This window comes from Streptomyces sp. NPDC055189 (assembly GCF_053606765.1).
Genome location: NZ_JBSGSG010000061.1, coordinates 1 through 21,733, shown reverse-complemented (window position 1 = coordinate 21,733; position 21,733 = coordinate 1). Strand labels below are relative to the sequence as shown.

Annotated in this window: 17 protein-coding genes and 1 pseudogene; 7 read left to right on the top strand and 11 right to left on the bottom strand. The window is 70.3% G+C overall.

Translation table 11 applies throughout. The features are described 5' to 3' along the window. Positions 1-34 precede the first annotated feature (34 nt). Both ACWFR3_RS32310 and ACWFR3_RS32305 read left to right on the top strand, forming a co-directional pair. A complete protein-coding gene (locus ACWFR3_RS32310) occupies positions 35-901 on the top strand; it encodes a YwqG family protein (RefSeq protein WP_453738212.1) in 867 nt (288 codons plus the stop codon). A 328-nt stretch (positions 902-1,229) separates the two neighbouring features. After that, a complete protein-coding gene (locus ACWFR3_RS32305) occupies positions 1,230-1,730 on the top strand; it encodes a GNAT family N-acetyltransferase (RefSeq protein ID WP_453738251.1) in 501 nt (166 codons plus the stop codon). A 64-nt stretch (positions 1,731-1,794) separates the two neighbouring features. Here ACWFR3_RS32305 and ACWFR3_RS32300 read toward each other — a convergent pair whose 3' ends face one another. Next, positions 1,795-2,712, bottom strand: a complete 918-nt coding sequence (locus tag ACWFR3_RS32300; RefSeq protein ID WP_453738211.1) for an NADP-dependent oxidoreductase — start codon at positions 2,710-2,712, stop codon at positions 1,795-1,797. 138 nt (positions 2,713-2,850) lie between these two features. Between ACWFR3_RS32300 and ACWFR3_RS32295 the strand changes: the two genes are divergently transcribed. Beyond that, complete coding sequence (locus tag ACWFR3_RS32295) at positions 2,851-3,315, top strand: winged helix-turn-helix transcriptional regulator (protein ID WP_453738210.1); 465 nt, start codon at positions 2,851-2,853, stop codon at positions 3,313-3,315. Between the two features lie 178 nt (positions 3,316-3,493). Then, a complete protein-coding gene (locus ACWFR3_RS32290) occupies positions 3,494-4,462 on the top strand; it encodes a DUF3500 domain-containing protein (protein ID WP_453738209.1) in 969 nt (322 codons plus the stop codon). 11 nt (positions 4,463-4,473) lie between these two features. Here the strand turns inward: ACWFR3_RS32290 and ACWFR3_RS32285 are convergent, their stop codons facing one another. Further along, the gene (locus ACWFR3_RS32285; protein ID WP_453738208.1) at positions 4,474-5,706 is read right to left on the bottom strand and encodes a cytochrome P450 family protein; all 1,233 of its coding nucleotides are present in this window, start codon (positions 5,704-5,706) and stop codon (positions 4,474-4,476) included. 223 nt (positions 5,707-5,929) lie between these two features. On the opposite strand from ACWFR3_RS32285, the gene ACWFR3_RS32280 reads away from it, so the two are divergent. Together ACWFR3_RS32280 and ACWFR3_RS32275 are read left to right on the top strand one after the other, a co-directional pair. After that, complete coding sequence (locus ACWFR3_RS32280) at positions 5,930-6,766, top strand: LLM class flavin-dependent oxidoreductase (RefSeq protein ID WP_453738207.1); 837 nt, start codon at positions 5,930-5,932, stop codon at positions 6,764-6,766. 43 nt (positions 6,767-6,809) lie between these two features. Further along, entirely contained in the window at positions 6,810-7,337 is a 528-nt protein-coding gene (locus tag ACWFR3_RS32275) for a nucleoside deaminase (protein WP_453738206.1), read from the top strand. A gap of 93 nt (positions 7,338-7,430) precedes the next feature. On the opposite strand, the gene ACWFR3_RS32270 is transcribed toward ACWFR3_RS32275, so the two are convergent. The 9 genes and pseudogenes from ACWFR3_RS32270 to ACWFR3_RS32230 form a co-directional block, all read right to left on the bottom strand. Next, positions 7,431-7,883 carry a cupin domain-containing protein gene (locus tag ACWFR3_RS32270; protein ID WP_361379215.1) on the bottom strand — a complete coding sequence of 151 codons (453 nt, stop codon included), beginning with the start codon at positions 7,881-7,883 and terminating at the stop codon, positions 7,431-7,433. A gap of 72 nt (positions 7,884-7,955) precedes the next feature. After that, positions 7,956-9,221 carry an MFS transporter gene (locus tag ACWFR3_RS32265; RefSeq protein WP_453738205.1) on the bottom strand — a complete coding sequence of 422 codons (1,266 nt, stop codon included), beginning with the start codon at positions 9,219-9,221 and terminating at the stop codon, positions 7,956-7,958. 11 nt (positions 9,222-9,232) lie between these two features. Next, positions 9,233-10,528, bottom strand: coding sequence for an ATP-grasp domain-containing protein (locus ACWFR3_RS32260; protein WP_453738204.1), 1,296 nt, complete (start codon positions 10,526-10,528; stop codon positions 9,233-9,235). Then, a complete protein-coding gene (locus tag ACWFR3_RS32255) occupies positions 10,525-11,895 on the bottom strand; it encodes an ATP-grasp domain-containing protein (protein ID WP_453738203.1) in 1,371 nt (456 codons plus the stop codon). The genes ACWFR3_RS32260 and ACWFR3_RS32255 overlap by 4 nt, the downstream gene beginning before the upstream one ends. Continuing rightward, the gene (locus ACWFR3_RS32250; protein WP_453738250.1) at positions 11,892-13,166 is read right to left on the bottom strand and encodes a pyridoxal-phosphate dependent enzyme; all 1,275 of its coding nucleotides are present in this window, start codon (positions 13,164-13,166) and stop codon (positions 11,892-11,894) included. The genes ACWFR3_RS32255 and ACWFR3_RS32250 overlap by 4 nt, the downstream gene beginning before the upstream one ends. Before the next feature lie 57 nt (positions 13,167-13,223). Then, positions 13,224-14,108 (bottom strand): annotated as a pseudogene (locus ACWFR3_RS32245) (ATP-grasp domain-containing protein); the annotation flags it as partial. An 82-nt stretch (positions 14,109-14,190) separates the two neighbouring features. Then, on the bottom strand, positions 14,191-14,799 hold the full coding sequence (gene epsC, locus ACWFR3_RS32240; protein WP_453738202.1) for a serine O-acetyltransferase EpsC: 609 nt from the start codon (positions 14,797-14,799) through the stop codon (positions 14,191-14,193). Between the two features lie 13 nt (positions 14,800-14,812). Then, positions 14,813-18,901: an amino acid adenylation domain-containing protein gene (locus tag ACWFR3_RS32235; RefSeq protein WP_453738201.1), complete on the bottom strand. Its 4,089-nt coding sequence runs from the start codon at positions 18,899-18,901 to the stop codon at positions 14,813-14,815. A 1,259-nt stretch (positions 18,902-20,160) separates the two neighbouring features. Then, entirely contained in the window at positions 20,161-21,093 is a 933-nt protein-coding gene (locus ACWFR3_RS32230; protein ID WP_453738200.1) for an EamA family transporter, read from the bottom strand. Positions 21,094-21,133: 40 nt separating this feature from the next. On the opposite strand from ACWFR3_RS32230, the gene ACWFR3_RS32225 reads away from it, so the two are divergent. Further along, positions 21,134-21,649, top strand: coding sequence for a MarR family winged helix-turn-helix transcriptional regulator (locus ACWFR3_RS32225; RefSeq protein WP_453738199.1), 516 nt, complete (start codon positions 21,134-21,136; stop codon positions 21,647-21,649). Positions 21,650-21,733 lie beyond the last annotated feature (84 nt).

Genomic DNA, 21,733 nt, shown 5'->3' with positions numbered 1-21,733 from the left:
GGGAATGTCAGTGGCCCGGTGCATGATCGAGGGCATGACGCACGGATCCTCCGAAGCCCTGGGCGCCCTCGCTCATCACCACCTGCCGCCCGATGTCGCAGTGCGGTGGGTCGGACTGCTCCGTCCGGCTGTTCGCCTGGAGAGGGCCGAGGCCGCAGATGTCACCGTGGGGCAGCTCGGAGGCTTGCCGCAGTTGCCGACCGAGGTGAAGTGGCCTTCGTGGGACGGGCACGGGCCGCTGTCGTTCATCGCCTCGGTGGACTGCGCCAAGCTGCCCGCAGGTGCGGCGGACATCGCGCTGCCGACCGAGGGAACCCTGTCCTTCTTCTACTTCGACGGTCAGCTGGATGACGGCGAGGCTCTCGTACTGCCTGAAGACCGCGAAACCCGGCAAGGCGCCTGCGTCCTCTACACCGCGGCCGACGGGGCGAGTGCCGAGCGTGCTGCGCCGGCGGGCCTCAAGCCCTCCCCCCGGGTCCCCCTCACTGCGCGGCCGAGCATGACCGCGGCCGAGCCCTGGCACCCTCAGGTCCGGGACGCCTTTGCTCCCGGGGCTCCATTGGGCCACCGGTACGACCACCCGGTGTGTACGCAGGGCTTCCTCGAGGCGATATGGGAGTTCGACGAAGGGGTGGGCCATCAGATCGGCGGCCATGCCCACGCGATACAGGACCCGGTGGAGATCGAGATCGCGGCAGCGGTCCTGGACGATGCCGCGTCGGGGGAGGGCCTTTCCCTCGCTGTCGAGAGCGGCAACTGGGTGCTGCTAGCGCAGTTCGACAGCGATGATGCCGCCGACATGATGTGGGGGGACGGCGGCGCCCTGTACTGGCTCATTCGCCCCGAGGACCTGGCGGAATGCCGATTCGAGCGCGCGATGTTCACGTGGCAGTGCAGTTGAGCAACTCCGTCCTTTCCCTTAACTCGACAGAACCGACAGCACCATTGGGAGCGCCCTCATGAGACTGGTGAATCACCAGGAGATCGACGTCGTCGTCACGGCCGTCGCGCCCGTCGGCTCACAAGTCGATGCGGACGGCACCACAGGCTTCGTAGACCAGGCAAAGCATCCGTCCTGGTCGTCAGCGGAGGTACCCCCTCCCCGGGTCGGCGATCGCCTGCATGCCGTTGTCCTCGACGATTCCCGCACCCCGCCCCGGCTGAGCGCACTCCGCGACGACATCGCCATAGCGCGGTCTCTCGCCCAAGCCTCCCCGGCACCCGTGCCGGTGCGGCTCCCCCAGTACACGAAGGCGGACCAGGAGGAGATACTCGGCGCCGGCGATGACCCCTTCGGGGTTGCCGCCGCCGGCCTGTCCTGGCTGCCCAAGGAGGAACACTTCGGCGTCAGACACGGCGACCGGCTCGTGGCCCACGTGGGTCTGCTGCGGCTGCCCGTTTCGGTCGGTGATGCCGAGACAGAGGTGGTGGGCGTCGGCGGGGTGGCCGTCGCCCCCGACATGCAAGGGCAGGGGCTGGCTCGGCTCGTCCTGGCAGCGGCACTGGACCACGCGCGCACCATGGGGCCACAGCACGCGCTCCTGTTCTGCAGACCTCCCCTGGTGCCGCTCTACCAGCGGCTCGGATGGCACCTGCTGGAGAAGGACGTACGCGTCGAACAACCCGGAAGCCGCGTGGTCACCATGCCCCTGCGGACCATGGTGACGCCCCTGCACGACGATGCAGACTGGCCCGCGGAGCCGGTGCGCCTGTTCTCCCTCCCGATGTGACAGGCGACAAGCCCGTGCCCACGCGCCAACATGGGCTGCCCTCAACGGGTGCTCGGCGGCCCAGTCAGGGCACGAGCACGATCCGGCCGCGGATACCGCCCTTGGCCACCGCCTCGTAGGCAGCGGTTGCTTCGGCGAGTGGTGTGACGGCGTGGACGCGGGTCGGCAGTTCGCCCGTTGCCGTCCGGGCGAGCAAGAGGGCGAGCAATGCACCGTCGGGACGGGCGAACAGGACCTCGACGGTGATGCCGCGCTCCTCGGGAAGCCGCGAGGCCGGCTGGACGCCGACGAATCGGCCGCCGTCGCGCACCGCGCGCAGGGCGTTCTCCTGCAGGGCTCCGGCGTCGGCAACGGCGTCCCAGCCCTGCCCGGGTTCGGTGGCGAAGTCGATGCCGAGGCCCCGGACGAACGGCTCGTCGGCCGCTCGGGCCATCCCCGTCACCTGCCAGCCGCGGTCCCGGGCGAGTACGGCGACGTACGTGCCCACCGCCCCGGCCGCGCCGGTCACCAGCAATCGCCGGGCCTCGCCCGATGCCTCACCGAGGAGGTCGACGAGCTGGGCTGCGGCGGTGGCGTTGAGCGGTACCGCCGCCGCCTCGACCAGGTCCATGCCGTCCGGAACGACGGCGACATTCGCGGCGGGGACGACGAGGTGCTCGGCATGGGATCCGTGGTCGCGGTCGAAACCGTCGATGAACCCGGCCACACGGGTGCCGGCCTCGAGGTCGACGCCGGGTCCGGCGGCATCGACAGTGCCGGCGAAGTCCCAGCCGAGACCGGTGTAGTCCGGCTGCTGGACCATTCCGAGCTGGTGGAAGATGCCCCCGGCCACCCCCAGGTCGACCGGGTTGATCGCTGCGGCGGCAATCTTGACGCGAATCTCCGCGGGCCCCGGATCCGGTACCGGGACAGTGACGGTCTCGATCGACCGGGGCCCGGACGGCACGCGGACTACGGCCCGGCGGGATGTCATCTGGTTCATCGCGATCTGCTCCTTCGTAACGGCCTGGTGAGGTGGTCTTGCCATCGCTGTGGTGCAGCACCAGCATGGAGTTACCTGCTCCCCATCAGGAAGTAGGCACCTTGAGGTGCGTAAGTCACCGAGCGGAAGAGATGACCCATGCCGACCAGCACCGCGTCCCAGCGGAGGGCCGTAGCCAAGGCGGAGTACGACGCGTTCCTCGCGGCATGTCCCAGCCGCCAACTCCTGGAGCGAATCTCCGACAAGTGGGTCGCCCTTGTGCTCGCCGCCCTGGGCGGGGACGGCCCGCGTCCCGGGGTGGCCTCAGGGGGTGAACCGCGGCCCATGCGCTTCTCCGAGCTGGCACGCCGGATCTCGGGCGTGAGCCAGAAGATGCTGACGCAGACGTTGCGCTCACTCGAGCGTGACGGGATGGTGACCCGGACCGTGACCCCCACGGTGCCCGTCACCGTCACCTATGAGCTGACCGATCTCGGTCGCTCGCTCCAGGGAGTCATGCGGGGGATCAAGGAGTGGGCGGAGGGCCACATGGAGGAGGTTCTCACCCATCGCGAGGGTTACGACGCAGGCGATGCAACGCCGCCGGCTGAGGCGGAGAGCTGACCGTGACCGCTCGCGGCGCCGGACACATCACCGGCTCGCCTCGCCGGAGTGCGGCCGTCCGCCGTCGTGGCCGCAGTTCAATGGCACCTGCTGATTGCTCGATGCCGCACCATGGGTCACCAGGGGCGGCACCGCCCTACGGGTGCGCCTGAGCGGGCGTCGACGGGGAGGAGCGACGGTGGACGGAGATCGATCGGCGGTGGCGGCGGCGCAGATGCGCGAGGGCGTCCGTGCGTTGCTGGCCGTGCTGGATGCCGAGCAGGTGCGTGAGTTGCGGGCGGGGCCCGCGCGGTTGGATGCGCCCGAGTGGCGGGAGTGGACGTATCTGCCGGGCGCGCGGCCGGGGCTGTCCACCGAGGGGCTGGGCGGCGAGCAGCGTGCGGCTGTCGACGCGCTGCTGGCCGCGGCGCACAGTGCGGCTGGGGCAGAGCTGGCGCGTGGGGCGATCGAGGTGGAGCGGCACCGTCGTGCCCTGGCCGGTGCCACGGGCGGCGACCGCTACTGGGTGCGGCTCCTTGGCGACCCGGACGGCGAGGGGCCCTGGGGGTGGCGGATGAACGGTCACCATCTCGCCGTACATGTATTGATCACGGCGGCCGGGATGCGGGTGACGCCGCACTTCATCGGGTCGGAGCCGGCGCGTATCGCGGACGGTCCGCAGGCCGGTCGTCGGCTGCTGGGGCCGGAAGAAGATCTGGCCAGGGAACTGGTCACGGACCTGGACGCCGGCCGGCGGGCGAAGGCGGTGTTCGCCGCCGCGCCTCCGGACGACATCTTGACCCGCCATGACCCGTTCGCCGATCCGGACCTGCTGCCGGCCGGTTTGCGGCACGGTGACATGACGCCCGGTCAGCAGCGGCTGCTCGCACGCCTGGTGCGCCGCTATCTTGACCGGGCGCCCGCGGCGTATGCGCGGGAGTGCTGGTCGGACACCGTGGCGCGTGGACTGGATGCCCTCTCGTTCGCCTGGGCCGGTGGCCGCGCGCCCGGGGACCGGCACTATTACTGCGTGCGGTCCCCGGACTTCCTCATCGAGTACGACAACACCCAGGACGACGGCAACCACGCCCACTCGGTCTGGCGGCACGTCCGTCACGACTGGGGCGCCGACCTGCTGCGCGCGCACTACACGGACCAGCACAGGTAGAGGGGGCTGCGTCAGTTCTCGGTGGCGGGGCGCAGGATGACGGGCAGTTCCCGGTGCCCGTTGGAGATGAATGATTCCGCGGCGCTCAGGGCGGAGGCGGGGACGGCGAAAGTGAGGTCCGGGAAGCGGGTGAACAGTGCCTGGAGCGCGGTTTCGGCCTCCATCCGGGCCAGGGCGGCGCCGAGGCAGACGTGGACGCCGTGGCCGAAAGCGAGGTGTGTCTTGCTGACCCGCGTCACGTCGAAGGTTTCGGCGCTCGGGCCGTGCAGGTCGGGGTGGCGGCCCGCCGCCGCGTAGGAGGCGAGGATCGCATCGCCCTGGCGGATCACGAGTCCCTGCTCCAGCGTGATGTCCTCGATGGCGTACCGCATCGGCAGGTGCGCGACCGGCGCCTCGTAGCGCAGCGTCTCTTCGACGACGTCCGCCCACGCGACCTTGCCCTCGCGAACCAGGGCGAGTTGTTCGGGATGGGTGAGCAGTGCGGCGATGGCCTGGTCAAGGAGGTTGACGGTGGTCTCGTAGCCCGCGCTGATCACGAGGAGGAGCGTGTCGAGGAGCTCCTGCTCCGTCAGCGCGGAGCCGTCGTCGTCCCGGGTGGCGATGAGTACGGACGTCATGTCCTCGCCGGGTTCCGCGCGTTTGGCCGCGACCAGGTCGGCCATGATCGCGTACACCTCCCGGGTGTTCGCGGCGGCCTCGTCGAGGCTGAGCGTGGTGTCGAAGACGCGGTCGACGGTACGGCGGAAGTTGGGCTTGGAGTGCTCGGGAAGGCCCATCAGTTCGCTGATGACCCGGATCGGCAGCGGATAGGCGAACCGCTCGCGCAGGTCGATGGCCTCTCCGGCGGGAACAGCGGCGAACTCGTCGAGCAGCGCCCGCGATATCTCCTCGATGCGCGGCTGCAGGGCCGCGATGCGGCGCGCGGTGAACGCCGGACTGACCAGACGCCGCAGCCGCCGGTGATCGCCGCCGAAGGCGGTGAACATGTTGTCGACGGCCACCCATAGTGCGAGCGGCCAGATGCCGAGGATTTTGTCGGGGAACAGCGGCCAGTGCTGCCGTGGGTCTTTGGAGACACGCGGGTCGGTGAGGAGCTGTTTGAGCAGAATCGGGTCGGTCACCGCCCACGCCTCGACGCCCAGGACATCGACGCGGGCGGCCGGGCCGCGCGAGCGCAGTTCGGCGTCTTCGGCGTGCCGGTTGCTCCCGGCGGCATCCAGGACAAGGATGGGCTGCTGGTTCATGTGGGAGCTCCTTGGTGCTGTGATGAACGGGCAACGGGCGTCCGCGATATCGGTCAACGGGCCGATGGGGGCGGACGGTTGTAGGGCCTCGGCCGGGCGCGGGCGAGCACAGGTCAGACTAGTGGCCGACACCCCGTCTGACAGGGGCCTTTACCACCCCTGAAGTTAACTTCCGCTCCCTATAGGCGCGGTGGAGAAGGGGCTCTGCTATAGGGTGGCGGCCATGCGGATTGGTGTGAACGTCCCCAACTTCGGGCCCGGGGCGAATCCGGATCACTTCGCCCGTTGGGCCGGAACCGTCGAGGGCCTCGGCTTCGATCTGCTGATGATGTCCGATCACGTGGCGATCACGCCGGATGTCGCCGAGCAATATCCCGCACCCTTCTACGAACCTTTCACCACGCTCGCCTGGCTGGCCGGCATCACGACCCGGATCAAGCTGGGGACGACCGTCCTGATCACCCCCTACCGGCACCCGCTGCTGGTCGCCCGCATGGCTGCCAACCTGCATGAACTCAGCGGCGGCCGCCTGGTCCTGGGTGTGGGGGTCGGCTGGGCCCGCGAGGAGTTCGAGGCGCTGGGCATCCCCTTCGAACGACGGGGCGCGCTGACGGACGAGCACCTGCAAACCCTGCGCGCCGCCTGGGAGAACGAGGCCGACTACCGCTCCGGCCAGGTTCCGATCTGGATCGGCGGGAACAGCGACGCGGCCATCCGCCGGGCCGTGCGGTTCGGCGCTCCGTGGCATCCGCTGCGGTTCACGATGCCCTGGTTCAGGGAAGCGCTGGTCCGGCTGAGCGGAATCTCCGGCCAACTCGGCATGCCCGTACCGGATCTGGCGCCGCGGATCCGTCTCAAGCTCACGGAAAAGCCGGTCGACCACCCGGATCGCCGGGCCGGAGAAGGCACCATCGAGCAGTTCCTGGAGGACATCGAGGAGCTGCGCCTGGCCGGTGCCGACACCGTGCTGCTCGACCCGTACCACGGCGATCCGGACGAGACGCTGCGACCGGAGCCGGCCTGGCAGGCGCTGGCCACGGTGGCCGCACACCGGACGTAGCCGGCAGGCCTCTCTCCGGCACCCTTACAGAGACGGAGCAGCAGTGGCATCACACGACCACGATCTCTCAGGCGTCGGCGAAGCCGATCTGCCCTACCTGCGCCGCTGCGTAGAACTGGCGGCCGAGGCGCTGGACGCCGGTGACCTGCCGTACGGGTCCGTGCTCGTCGACGCGGGCGGCGGCATCCGGGCCGAGGACCGCAACCGCGAGATGTCCGCCAACGACCCGACGGCGCATCCGGAGTTCGCCCTCGCCCGGTGGGCCGCAGCACATCTGACCCCGGGGGAGCGGGCCACGGCGACCGTGTACACCTCGGGTGAGCACTGCCCGATGTGCGCGGCCGCCCACGGGTGGGTCGGCCTCGGTCGCATCGTGTACGCGAGCTCGTCCCGGCAGGCCCGGGAGTGGAAGGCCGAGTGGGGCGTGCCCGCCACCTCGCCCCTGAGCCCGCTGACCATCCGGGAGGTCGTGCCCGGCCTGGAGGTGGCCGGTCCGGTGCCCGAATTCGCCGACCAGGTACGGGAGTTGCAGTGGCAGCGGCTTCAGATGAAGAAGAGCGAAGCGGACTGAGGGCACAACCGCTTCGAGGCCCGGCAGCGAGGTGCGCTGCCGGGCCCGGCTCATTCCCGTATGTGCGTGGACCGGACGATCGGACCACGCGGCTCAGACCATGAACTGGTCGTACTTGGCCATGTGCTCGCGCAGTTCTTCCATGCTGGGATTGCGTCCGTTGGCCGTCAGGCGTCCCAGGCCGCGGAAGTAGTCCTCACGGTCGTAGATCGGATAGAACATGATCAGCAGGGTGGCGTCCTCGGTGCCCCGGTTGGTGAAGCCGTGCGGCTCGCCCTTGGGGATGTAGGCGAACGCGCCCGGCTCACCGACCACCTTGCGGTCGCCGATGGTGAACTCGATCTCGCCCTTGACCACGTAGAACATCTCGGTGGACTGCTTGTGGATGTGCGGGGACGCGCCCTTGGCCTCCGGGGCCATGTGGTGCTCGAAGAAGCCGAACTCCCCGTTGGACTCGGGAGTGGTGAGCTTCAGGTACGTCCTCTTCGTGTCCCGGATGTCGACGTATTCGCCTTCACCGGCGGGGACATACAGCGGAACGGACATGGTTCCCTCCTCGGGTGATGTGCAAGATGTGAAAGTGGATGACCCGCCCACTCGTCCGGTGAGCGGGGGCGATCACGCGGCCTCGGCCAGGGCCGGGTCCTGCTGCGGACGGCGGTCGGCCTGTGCCTGCGCCCACCGGCCGATGGCCGGGGCCGCGAGGCCGCAGAGGGCGAACAGCGCGGCCAGGACGACCCATCCGACGGTGCCGGTGGTGATGACCAGGCCGATCACGAGCGGTGCGGCGATCTGCTGGACGGCCACGCCGAGCCAGAAGACCGAGAGATAGACGCCCTCCTGGCCGGGCGCCGCAAGCAGATACGACCCGCCCCAGCCACCGGCGGACTGGAACAGCTCGCCTGCGGTCAGCGCGACCATGGCAAGGAGCAGCACGCCGACGGCCAGGACGACGGGCGGCTTCGGCGCCGCGACGAGCAGCAGGCAGCACAGGGCCAGGGAGGCGCCGGCGCGTACCAGTGCCCGCGCCGATCCTGCGATGGTCTCGGTGCCCCGGCTCGCGCGGACCTGCAGGGCGACCGCGAGCACGGTGTTGACCGCCACCAGGGGTGAGATCACCGCTGCCGGGGCCTTGGTGTGCTCCACGATCCACAGCGGGATGCCGATGCTCAGCAGGGTCATGTGCATGGTGAGGACCGCGTTGATCCCGGTGAACGACAGGAACGGCCCGTCGCGCAGCGCGGCGACCGAGAAGCGCCGGCGCAGGCTCTTCGCCGGCCTGCTGAGCACCGGAAGCCGGTAGGCCAGGGTCGCCAGTACGGCGAACGAGGCGGCGTTGAGCAGCAGGATCGCGCCGTAGCCGACCCGGGTGTCGATCAGCAGGCCGACACCGCCCAGCAGGGCGCCGACGGTGAAGCCGACGTTGCGCAGCGAGCGCAGGACCGCGACCACCCTGACCCGGTCGTCGGTGGCCGTCACCTGCCCGACCAGGGCCTGTTCCATCGGTGCCGCCGCCTTGTCGACCAGGCCGAGCAGGCACACGACCGTCAGGAACTGCCACAGGTTCTGCACGAAGGGGTAGAGCACGAAGCAGGCGCAGCGCCACAGGCTCACCCCGACCAGGACCTTCTTGGGTCCGATCCGGTCGGCCAGGATGCCGATCGGGACCGCCGTGGCCAGGGCGATCGCGGCGGACAGGGTCAGGCCCAGACTCAGCTCGCCCACCGACAGGCCGACGGAGCGGGTGATGAAGGGGACGGAGACGGCCAGGAAGGCACCGGTGCCGACGGCGTCGATCATCGCCATCACGGACAGCCGGATGCCGACCGGCCCGCCGGGGACGGAACCGCGCCAGCCGCGGACGCGCTGCCAGAGAACGGACATCTGCTGCTTCCTCAATCCGTGGGGGTCTGGGGGGCCGTGGTGATGCGGATGGCGGCGTCCGCGTCCAGGACGCGTCGGCGCGTGGTGTCCGCGTCGGGACCGGTCGCGATGACGTGCCCGGCGCGGTCCCAGGAGGACGCCCACGGCCGGACCTCCTGGCCCACCTCGACGTCGACCTCCGCGGCCTGGACGCCGGGCAGGGCCAGCGCCGCGTCTGTCCCGTCGACCTCGGTCACCACGCCCGGCTCGGCGGCCAGGAAGCGGATGGCCGAGGTCTGCCGCGCGGTACGGGGCAGGGTGACCGGGCGGCCGGCCAGCAGGTCGATGAGGGCCAGCCTGATGCGCGTGCCGTAGGCCAGGTCGTTCAGGTCGATCAAGTAGTCGCCGGGGCAGCGTCCCGCGCATTCCACCAGGGTGGGACCGGACGGGGTCAGGATCCACTCGGCGTGCAGGATCCCGGTGCGGTAGCCGGTCGCCGCGACGAGCGCGCGCATGGCCCTCTCGAAGGCGTCCCGGGTGTCCCGGTCGAGCGGGGCGGGCAGCAGATGGCCGAGTTCGACCGGGTAGGGCCCCGGTATCACCGTCTTCGCGGTGATGTTGTCAAAGATGATCTCGCCCTGGCGTACCAGGGCCTCGACGCTGAACTCGGGCCCCTGCAGACGTTCTTCGGCCAGGAAGCGCCAGGTGAGGTGCCGGTCGGGGACCTGCTCGTACTCGGCGGCCGACGAGGTGCGCTCCCACGCCTCTGCCGCGGAGGCCGCGTCGACCGCGGCCAGGAGCTGTACGCCGACGCTGGCCTGGCGGTTGGCGGGCTTGACCACCACGGGTCCTTCGCCGGCGAAGTCGAGGATGTCCGCCGGTCCGTGGATCTCGCGCCAGCGCGGATTGCGGACGCCGCCGGCGTCGCAGGCCTCGCGCAGCCGGACCTTGTCCCGCAGCGCTTGGGCGGCCTGTTCGGTGGCGCCCGGAAGGCCGAGCTTCTCGGCGAGGGCGGCCGTCGCGGGCACCGCGTACTCCAGGCCGGGCACCACGGCAGCCACCGGGCGCCGGGCCTCCAGGCCGGCCGCCAGGTCGAGGGCGCCCGCGGACTGCTGGTAGCTCACCGGAATGATCCGCTCCAGGCAGTCGAAGCGGGTAGCCGCGTCCCGCAGTTCCCGCTTGCGGATGATGTCGGGCTCCTCCAGCACCACGACGGAGCCGTGCGGAACACTCCCGTCGATGGCGCGCAGGTAGGCCGCGTTGTAGCCGACGAAGACCACCTGTGCGTCGGTGCCGGGGGTGGTCAGGGCCGCCTTCTGGTGGGTCATGGCAACCTCCTGGCCGTTGATGAGGGGTACTGCACGGTCGGTGCCTTTCTGCGGTGCGGGGGATGGGTGACGGACGGCGGGCGGGCGGGTGCAGGGGTGCCGGTCCGCCCGTCCGCGCGTACGGGCGTCCCGTCGATGACCAGCTCGACGGCGGCGAGGACCTCGGCACACCGGCGACCGGCCTGATCGGGCGTGGTGCCCGAGACGATGACGTGCCCGTGGCGGCCCTTGGAGTCGCGGACCTCCTGCACGGTGTCGCCGGGGCGCAGCCGCAGGGTCAACTCGTCGACGTAGGGCAGCTTCCGGACCGTCTCCAGGCCGCGGATGCTGTCGATGCGACCGGGCGGGAAGGTGAAGAACCGCACGGCGGCCGTCGCCGTCGGCGCCGGCACGGCGGCGGGCGTGCCGGCGAGCCCGGCGAAGATGGCCTGCTCGATGTCGAGGCCGCCGGCCAGCTCGATGAGCCGGGGGATCCGGTCACCGCCCAGGCGGGGCTGGGATTCGACGATGCGCGGGCCGCGCGTGGTCCAGATGACCTCGGTGTGCGCGGGGCCGAAGCGGTATCCGCACAGGGTGAGGAAGCGGACGGTCAGTTCCTTGATGGCGTGCCCCCGGTGCGGGGCGAGCGGCGCCGGGTGGACGTGCCCCACCTCCACGAACAGCGGGGGTGCTCCGAGGAGTTTCTCGGTGATGCCGACGACGTGGTGCCTGCCGTCATGGCTGAGCGTCTCCACGCTGTATTCGGGACCGCGCAGATACTCCTCGACCAGGAAGGGGCCCTCGTAGCCGTAGGCGTCGACGAGTGCGGTCCAGGCCGTGCGGTCCTGCGGCTTCTGCCACAGGAACACGCCCCGGCTGCCGGCGAGCGCGGCCGGTTTGACGACGGCCGGACGCCCCACCCGCTCGACGGCGGCCGGTACGCCGTGCCGGGCCGAAACCGCCTCGAAGGAGACCGGGGACAGGCCGTGGCGGGCGAGCAGGTCACGCATCGCGTGCTTGTCGGCCAGGAAGCGGATCGCCTCGGCCGGGTTGACCTCGGCGTGCAGGTCCTCGGCCACCTCGTGGGCGGCGACCATCGTCTCCTCCCGGCCGATGTGGTAGATCACCGAGGCGCGGTGCGCGCGGGCCGTCTCGCGGATGGTGTGCCGCAGCTCCTGCAGGTTCCCGAAGTCCGCCGTCACGAATACGTCCGCCAGGGCGCGTACGTCGTCGAGATACTCCGGTGTCTGTAGCTGCGGGTCCCAGATCGCACCGACCCAGAACCCCGCGGCCTGCGCCTTTTGTACGAACTGGCGGTAGGGCATCACCATCAGCAGACGCGGCCGGTCGTCGGGGGGCAGGCCCGTGGCGGGCGCGGGCGCCGTCATCGGGCACCGCCCGGCGTACTCTCGCGGCCCAGCAGGCTCAAGTACCGCTCGCCGGTGTCGGGCAGCAGGGTCACGATGCGTCGGCCCCGGTATTGCGGGCGGGCGGCCAGGACGCCGGAGGCGTGGACGACCGCGCCGCCCGAGACACCGGCCATCAGGCCGGCGTGCGCTGCCAGCCGCCGGGTGGTGTCCAGGGCGTCCGCGTCGGAAACCGTGATCACCTCGTCGATGAGGCTCTGCTGCGTGGTCGGCGCGATGAAGCCGCCGTTGAAGCCCGGGATGCCGTGCGTGCCGGGCCTACCGCCGGACAGCAGGGGCGAGCCGGCCGGCTCCACCGCCACGATCCGCACCGCGGGGTGGCTTTCGCGCAGATACCGCCCCGCGCCACTGAGCGTACCGCCGGTTCCCACGCCGCAGACGAACACGTCGATACGGCCGCCGGCGTCGTTCCAGATCTCGGGGCCGGTCGTCTCGTAGTGCGCCCGGGTGTTGTCCGGGTTGTCGTGCTGGCGGCAGAACCAGGAGCCGGGGGTCTGCCGGTGCAGCTGCTCGGCCTTGTCCACTGCCGCCTGGTAGCCGCCGGTGTGCGGGGTGCGCACCACCTCGGCGCCCAGCGAGCGCAGCATGGCCAGCCGTTCGGGGGTCGCGTTGTCCGGCAGTACGATCACGCAGCGGTAGCCGCGGTTGGCGGCGAGCGCGGCCAGCGAGATGCCGGTGTTGCCCGAGGTCGCCTCGATCACGGTGCCCTTGCCCGGGGCGAGCAGCCCCTGCTTCTCGGCGCCGCGCAGCATGGAGAGGGCGGCCCGGTCCTTGCTGCTGGACCAGGGGTTGAACAGCTCCAGCTTCGCCAGTACGTCGGCATCGGCCGGGGCGCCGTCCACGACCCGGTCCATCGGCAGCCGCAGCAGCGGGGTTCCGCCGATCAGGTCGATGAGGGAGTCGGCGACCGGACGCCGGGAGACCGGCTCGGTGCGGATGCCGATCTCCTGGGCGGCGGCCTCCGCGGTGCGTGCGGCGAGTTCGGCGTTCTCGGCCACCACGAGCACATGGCCGGAGCGATCGCCGTTGCGGCGCAACTCCCGTACCACGGAGCCCGCCTTGGGCTTGACGACGACCTCCTCGACGCCGGGCAGCGCGGCGGCCCGCTGCTGTCCGGTGACCGACACCACCCGGCCGGGCTGCGCGGTCAGATAGCGGATGGCGGCGCCGGCGACCGGGCGTGGCGGAAGGGCGGGGTCCGGCAGCGGCTGGCCGAGGTACTGACGGGCCACCAGCTCCAGGGACTTGATGCCAAGGGCCCGGTCGACCAGGTAGGTGATCTTTCCGCCGGCGGGCCGCGGGTTGATCTCGATGAGCTTGGGGCCGGACGCGGTCACCTTGACCTCGACATGGGCCATGCCCAGGTCGAAGCCGACCGCGCGCAGCGCCTGGACGGCCACATCGCCGCAGGCCCGCACGAGCGGTTCGGGCAGGCGGGAGGGGAAGGTGTGGGCCAGCTCGACGAAGTAGCCCAGGCCCACGACCGACTTGTCGGTCACCCCGAACACCTCGTAGCGGTCGCCGTCGGCAAGTACCTCCACGCTGACCTCGGGGCCGCTGAGATACTCCTCGACCATCAGCTCGTGGTGGCGGGCCTGACCGCGGGTGTTCTCGGCGCGGGACTGGATCAGCGCGACGTGCTCAGCGGCCTGCTCGGCGGTGTCCACCAGGCGTACATCGGCGCTGCTGGTCTCGTCGGCGGGCTTGACCACGCAGGGCAGGCCGACCTCGGCGGCGGCCTTGGCCGCTTCGGCGGGCGTGCTCACCGTGCGGAACTCCGGTATGGGTACGTCCAGTTCGGCGCAGCGGCGGCGCATCAGCGCCTTGTTGCGTGCCGTGGCCACGCCGTCGACGCTCACCGTGGGCAGCCCCAGGTGGACGGCGATCTCGGCGGCCACCACCACGTCGTACTCGGCCAGGGTGAGGAAGGCGTCGAAGGGCTGCTCGGCCCCGGCTTCCTCGACGTGCGGCAGGAGCTGTTCGAAGACGTTCGTCTCGCAGTGCACGATGTCGTCGACGTAGCGCTCGAAGTACTCCGGGCCGCCCGGTACTGCCAGGTAGCGGTCCAGGTCGCGGGTGAAGAAGGTGACGCGGCAGTCGAGTTCCTTGATGATCTGCAGGCCCTCGAAGCCGGAACCGGAAAGATTGCTCTCCAGGACTCCGACGTGAATCATCTGTTCCTCCGTTGCGATGCCGGCGCGTGGCCGGGTTGAGATGGATCGGTGGGTGGCGAACTGCGGGCGGGGGAGCGGGCGCTCACCAGCACCCGGTGGTGGCCAGGGTGCGCAGCAGCTGGTCGGACGCCGCACGCTCCGCGGCCGACAGGGGTACGACGACACCGGCTGCGGGAGCGGACACCCGGGCGCGCGGCGGCACATCGCTCAGGACGAGCGAACCGGCGCCGACCAGCGCGTCGTCGCCGACGGTGACGGGACCGAGCACGATGGCGTTGGTGCCGAGCACCACCCGGTCGCCGACGACCGGGTGGCGCCGGGCGCCGGGCTCGCGCCGTTCGTCGCGCCACCAGCCGACCGCGCCGAGCGTGACCTGGTGGAAGATCGTGACGTCGTCGCCGATCTCGGCGGTCTCCCCGATGACCACGGCGGCCCCGTGGTCGACGAACACGCGCCGGCCCAGGCGCGCACCGGGATGGATCTCGATGCCGCCGGTCACCGCGCGCGCCAGGTAGGCCAGGATCCGGGCGAGTTGACGGTGTCCGCGCCGGTAGAGGACGTGCGCGGCGCGGTGGGCCCACAGGGCCGGCAGGGCGGGGTGCAGCAGTGCCTCGGCGCGGGTGCGGATCGAGGGATCCCGTGTGACGATCATGGCGAGGTCCTCCCGCACCCTGGTGATCACGTTGCGCATGGGGTCCTCCGCCTCAGTAGTCGGGACTCTTGACGAGATGGCCGGGGTCCTCGACGATCTCCGGGATGTAGACCCGTTCGTTCCACGCGTCCTGTGCCACGGGTTCCAGCGCGATGGAGACGACGCCTTCGTCGACCGAGAAGGCGGTGCGGACGGCGCTGGTGATCGCCTCGACGAGGGTCGATATCTGGGTCTCCTCGAGGTTGTTCGGGAAGTGCTTGATGTTGACGTGCGGCACTGGGATGACCTTCCTGTGGAGTCGTGCGGCCCGGACGGCGGTGACGAGTTCGTCCACGCCGTTCTCGCGCAGCAGCGCGTAGTGATCGGCGTGCAGTTGGCTGGTGCGGGGAGGCGTGCTGGACAGGGCGTGGCCCCGGTCGATGAAGGAGGGCTGGTCGCCCGCGGCCCGCAGCACCGTGACCGGCGCCGTGAGCCGGTGCCCGGTGTGCCCGGCCAGGTCGTCGGGGGCGTACTCGAACAGGAACGTCTGACGCACCACGCCGACGATCCGGCGCACCAGGTCGCGGTCCAGATGCTCGAACTTGTCGCAGATACAGGCGATGAAGGAGTCCTCGTCGTGCGTCGATGCCAGGCAGTCGGCGACGGCCGTCGGCTCCAGGCCGGCGGCGAACACGGAGTAGAGGATCGAGACGAAGGCGGGGTCGGTGAAGCTGACCGTCGCCGCGGTGGGCGCCTTCTCGCCGATCTCCACGGGCGGTTTGCCGGGGGCCAGGAGGATCACTTCGTCGACCGTCTCGCCGGCCTGCTCCAGCTGCCGGGCCGTCTCGAAGGCCACCCGGGATCCGAAGGAGTAACCCCACAGCGTGTAGGGGCCGGTGGGCTGGACCTGCCGGATGAGCTCGATGTCCTTGGCGACCATTTCTTCGAACGTCGCGTAGGCGATCTCGCCCGGGTTGATGCCGTAGGCCTGGACGCCCAGGAACGGCCGGTCGAGTCCGAGGCGGCCGGCAAGGAGGCGCAGGCTCATGGGGTAGCCGCCGAGCCCCGGCCAGCAGAAGACGGGCCGCCCGCCGTCCGCGCCGCGCAGCCGCACGAGGCGTGACAGCGCGGTGGCGGGCGCACGGTCCACGAGCCGGGCAAGCCCGGCGACGGTCGGCGCGTCGAACAGGACCTGCAGCGGCAGGGAACTGCCCAGCTCCCGGTTGATCCGGCCGACCAGGTTGACCGCGGTCAGCGAGTGGCCCCCGACGGCGAAGAAGTTGTCCCGGATCGAGACCCGCTCCTGGCGCAGGACCGTGCGCCACAGCGCGGCGATGGCCTCCTCGGTGGGGGTGCGCGGCGGGACGACCGGCGCATCGGCGTCGTCGACGGCGGCCTGGTCCAGCTCCCGCAGCGCCTGGTGGTCGATCTTGCCGTTGGGGGTGAGCGGGAAGGAGTCAAGGACGGTGACCCGGTTGGGCACCATGTACGGCGGCAGCAGTTCGGCGAGGTTGTCCTTGACGATTTCGGCCGGGCCGCGCATGTGGACGGAGTCCTCCTTCATGCCCTCGCTGAGCTGCTGCTCGGCGCTGACCCGGCCGCCGACGGCGAAGTAGGACGCCGTGTCCGCTCCGGCGAGCGGGTGCGGGCCGGAGCCCAGGAGGTCGCTGATGCGCCGGGCCGAGGACAGCGGGTTGCCGGTCTCCGAGCTGTAGCCCGAGGACATCAGCCCCAGACCGAGGTCGTTGAGCTGCAGGCGCTGCAGCTCCCGGCCGAGGTCGACGTAGCGCTGCCACGGCGCGCTCGCCCTGCCGATCATGCTGATCCCGAAGCTGGAGCGTGCGTAGACCTCCTGGTTGATGGCGATGACGTCCTGCTTGCGGATCAGGTCGTCGGACACCCGCTCCAGATCGCCGTCGCGGTAGCGGTACTGGCCCTCGGGCAGATCGGCGATCCTTCCCGGATGCGCCTGGACGTACAGGTCGACCGGGTCGGGCGCAGCCGCCGCGGCGGCCGTCAGGACCTCGTAGGTGCCCAGGTAGTGGTCCTCGTCCGGGCAGTGCAGGACGTCCTTGATGCCGGGCTCGTCCGCGCGGGAGTCGACGCGCAGCCCGTAGTCGGGCAGCACGTGGTCGAACAGGCCCACCATGTGGCCTGCTTCGAACCGCAGGACTTCCTGGATGTTGTTCTGGTAGACCGGCTCGATGGCCGACCGGCGCCCCACGAAGTGGATGCGCAGCCTGTTCGGCCCTGCGGGAGCGCGGCTGATCAGCGTGAGCCGGTGGTTGACCGGGTGGTAGTAGTAGTGGCCCGCCTCCAGGCCGGCGATGCCGGACAGCTCCAGGTAGAGCTGGGTGGCGTACAGCGAGCCGGGCGAGGCGTAGCCGTACTTGGGCAGCAGCCGCTCGCCGCTGGGGAACTGGCCGAAGTAGCGCAGCAGGGAGCCGAGTTCGTCCAGGCCGAGGGTGCCCGGGTCGCGAGGCGCGGCGCCTTGCCGGGCCGGGCGGGCGAGCAGGGCCAAAAGGTCGTCGCGGGTGACGGGGCCGCCTTCGTAGAACCGGTAGGTCTTGCGGGCGAACACCGTGCGCCGCTGCTGGGCCGTCGGCGTCCGTCCGGGCAGCTCGACCAGTCCAAGGCCCTCGTCCGCGCGGGTTCCCAGGTTGCCCAGCTGTGCCTTGAGCTGGAGCCTGCTCTGCTTGGACTGGTGGTGGGCGCCGTGGTTGCCCTGGTCCATCAGCGCGGCCCTGGCGGGGTCGAGTTCGACGAAGGCGATGAGGTTGGCGCCGGTGCGGGTGTCCTCGCGCACCAGGACGGCGGCGGACTTGACCCAGTCGTGCTTCTCGACGGACACCTTGATCTCGTCGAGTTCGACGCGGAAGCCGCGCAGTTTGACCTGGCTGTCGGTGCGGCCGAGGAACTGTACGGTGCCGTCGTCGTTCCGGCGGGCCAGGTCACCGGTGCGGTAGAGGCGGGTGGAGCCGGAGTCGCCGGTGAAGGGCCGGGTGACGAACCGTTCGGCGGTCAGCTCGGGGTTGTTGAGGTATCCGCGGGCCAACTGCGGGCCTGCTATGTACAGTTCACCTGACTCGCCCGGCGCGACCGGCTGCCGTGCGGTGTCGAGGATGTGGAAGTCCATGCCGCGCACCGGCCGCCCGATGGAGATGTGGTCGGGACCGTGCTGGACGGACGTGCGGTCCACGCGGTGGGACGAGGCGTTGATGGTGCACTCGCTCGGCCCGTACAGGTTGATCAGTTCGCAGTCCGGCAGCGCGTCGAACAGCTCGATCGCCAGGCTTTTGGTGAGCGCCTCGCCGCCGCTGAAGACCTGGGTGAGCGAGGTGCAGCCGGACAGCCGTCCGGTGTCGGCCAGCGCCTGCAGCAGGGTCGGCACGCCCTGGAGGGTGGTCACGCCGTTCGCCAGGATCAGGTCGACGAGCCCGCCGGGATCGGCGTAGACGCCCGGTTCGCTCATGACCACGGCGGCACCGCAGGCCGGCGCGAGGATCTCCCACTGGGCGGCGTCGAAACTCAGCGGTGTCTTCTGCAGCACCGTCTTCGTTTGGTCCAGGCCCTGTTCGTCGGCCAGCCAGCGCATCTGGTGGACGATGCTGCGGTGCTCGATCCCGATGCCCTTCGGGTTGCCGGTGCTGCCGGAGGTGTAGATGACGTAGGCGAGGTCGTCGGCACCGGCCGGCACGTCAGCCGGTGAACCGGCGGCTCCGGGGCGGGTGTTCGGCTCTGGCGCCGTATCTGTGTCCGTATCCGTATCCGGCGTCGTCTCCCGGTGGGCTCGCGCCGGGGCGACGGTGACGATCTTTGTCTCCGGTGGCGTCATCGCGGCTAGGCGGGAGACCAGGGACTCGTCCGTCAGGATGACCTTGGTCCGTGAGTCCGCGACCATGTAGCGCACGCGCTCGTCGGGATACTCGGGCGACAGCGGCAGATAGGCCGCACCCGCGCGCAGGACGCCCCAGACGCTCACCATCAGGTCGACGGAAGGCTGCATGAAAATGCCGACCGGTTCGTCCGCCGTCGCTCCGAGGCGTCGCAGACGGTCAGCCGTGTTTCCGCTTCGCTCAACGAGCTGCTGAAAAGTCAGTCTCTCCGCGCCGCAGGAGACGGCGGTCCGGTCGGGCTGGGCGAGGACGGCCGCGCTCAGCATGTCTGACAGGGATAATTCCTTGGGCCCCGTGGGGTTCGTCATCATTCTCTGACCTAGAATCCGTTAACTGTTGGGTGCGTCACTGGAAAGGCTTCGATGAAGCATGATGAAGCCGGGCCGGAATTGATCGTGCCGAAATGTCGGCACGGATCGACCGTCGGCCGTTGACCGTCGTGCGAACACAGTCAGGGAGGCTGGAAAAGAAAAGGGCGCTACGGAATACCGTGCTCGGATTCCGTCCCGGCCGGAAAGCGCTCAGGCGTGCACGAAGCGCATGCCATGGGTGACATGCAGAGACGCGCGTTCGCCTGCGACGAAGGGAAGGCGCGCAGCCGCGCGCGGTGCCCCCGTCAGCGCTCGGAAGGCCTCAGCAGCGTGGAACTATGAGCTGAGTCACCTCGAGAAGTTTCTCGAACATACCTTTACACTCTCCCCGTTTTGACTTGCCGGTATGCGATCAAGTGGTCCGGACCGAGGGGTCCGGCGGTGAATTTCTGATACCGGCGAGTCGTCTCTTTCTGAGCGCTCACACTAAATGCTGGGAACAGGCCTTGTAAAACATTAATTCTGTTACAGAACTCACGTGGTGGCCTGACTGCGTGAGTTGCGAATGGTCGATCAGAATCCGGTTTGCGTCTGCTTGACGATTCGAGGGGCGCGCGTGCTGGCGAAACGGGCCGTCGGCTTTACAGACCTCGACTTCCGGCAAGTGACGGCCAGTTGGCCGAAAATGGGGGTTGACTCGGTGCCCGGCGTCGTTTCCAACCGTCACTCTTCCCTCAGGACAGGCATCCGGTACGCCTGTTCCCGGGGCGAGGGGCAGCGCCGCCGGGCGAGGCGGAGATCAGGAAGAAGCTGCGGGAGCCGGCCGGAGGTGTGGCGCGGCAGACGGTTTCGCTGCGGCGGATACGGCGGGTCGGTAGGGATGAGCGTGGCGCTGACCTCGACGAACGGTGGTTGCTTACCAATCCGGCGGTCGGTCGGGGGAGTTGGGCCGCCGGATGGGCGAAGCCCCGGGCCGGCCCGCCGGGCCCCTCCGGTCGTGCGCAGTGACGCCGCCCACAGTTAGGCTGTGACCGAAGCCGCCTGATCGAGCCAGCCCGAACCGGGTACTGAGCCGGACCGAACCGGGTAATTATTCGGCCCGAACCAGGTAGTGAGCCCGCTGGCACCGGGGCCCTGATGCTCCCGGGGAACCGCGCGACGGCAGTGCAGCCGTCCGAACGTCTGCTCCCGCGTCCCCTATTCGCGTCCGGCCCTCACCGCGGATTGCGGGCGGTGGGCTCACGGACGGCGCGCGCACCGGATGCGGGAGGGGCGGGCTTCGTACTGCTGCCGCGTCGGTCCGTGCGTGCCGGCCTGCCCAGGACGACACCGACCAGGACCAGCGCGAGGCCGCACAGCTGCTGGGCCGTCAGCATCTCCCCGGCGACCACGGTGCCGAGCACGACGCCGGTGACGGGATTGAGCAGTCCGACCAGGCCCACCGTCGCCGCGGGCAGATGCCGCAGCCCGGTGAACCAGGCGACGAAGGCCAGCGCGGTGGCGACCAGGGCGACGTAGCCGAACGCCAGGAGCTCGGATGCCGAGAGGGCGGGCGGAGCGCCCTCCGCGACCGCGGCGGCCGGCAGCAGGAACAGTCCTCCGGCGGTCAGCTGCCAGGCGGTCGACGCGAGCACGTCGATGCCGGCGCTCCACCGCTTGGCCAGGATGTAGCCGAAGGACGACATCAGCATGGCCGCGGCCGAGGCGAGCACGCCCGGCACGCTCACCTCCGCCGCCCCCGTGAACAGCATCAGACAGACCCCGCCGAGCCCGATCGCGGCCCCGGCCAGGTGCGCGATACCGGGCCGCTCGGCGACCAGCGCCCAGGCGATGAGCATCATCGCCAGCGGCGACAGCGCCATGACGGTCGAGGCGATGCTCGTCGGCAGCAGTTGGGAAGCGGCGTAGACGAGCACGAAGAACACGCTCACGTTCAGCAGCCCCAGCACCGCCGAACGCCACCACCACGCCCCGCGCGGCAGCTGCCTGCACAGGCCCAGCAGGATGAGACCGGCGGGCAGTGCCCGCAGGGCGGCCCCGTAGAAGGGACGGTCCGCCGGCAAGAACTCATGGGTGACGAAGTAGTTGGCCCCCCAGGCCACCGGTGCGACGGCGGTCAGAGCCACCCAGCGCAGGTTAGCTTCCATGGAAGCAATAATAGCTTCCTGGGAAGCTATAGTGGAGTGCATGGACGACCCGAAGCCGCAGGACCGCGTGGCCCGCATCCAGGCCGACTGGCGCCGCGAACGGCCCGACGTCGACGTCACCCCGCAAGGCGTGATCGGCCGGCTGCACCGCCTGGCCGACCAGCTCACCGAAGAGCTCTGCCTGGTCTACGGCCGATACGGCCTCAACGAAGGGGAGTTCGACGTCCTGTGCGCCCTGCGCCGTGCCGGTGAGCCCTTCGAGCGGGCACCCGGCGAACTCGCCGCCCACACCATGGTCACCACCGGTGCGATGACCAAGAGAATCGACCGCCTGGAGCGGGCCGGACTCGTCACCCGCCGCCGCTCCGGCGACGACCAGCGCGGCCGGATCGTCGCCCTCACCCGGCCCGGACGCGAACTGATCGACCGGGCGTTCACCGAGCACATGAGCAACGAACGCCGCCTCCTCGACCTGCTGACGCGCGCCGAGAGCGAATCACTCGAAGGGCTGCTCACCACGTGGCTCTCCCGCGTGACTCCTCCCCCTCATAAATGAGGGGGCTTCTCGCTATGCCGGGTTGGCGTCGCGACGGACCAGCCCGGCCCGTAGAACGTTGAGTGCTCCGACTACGTCGGCGTG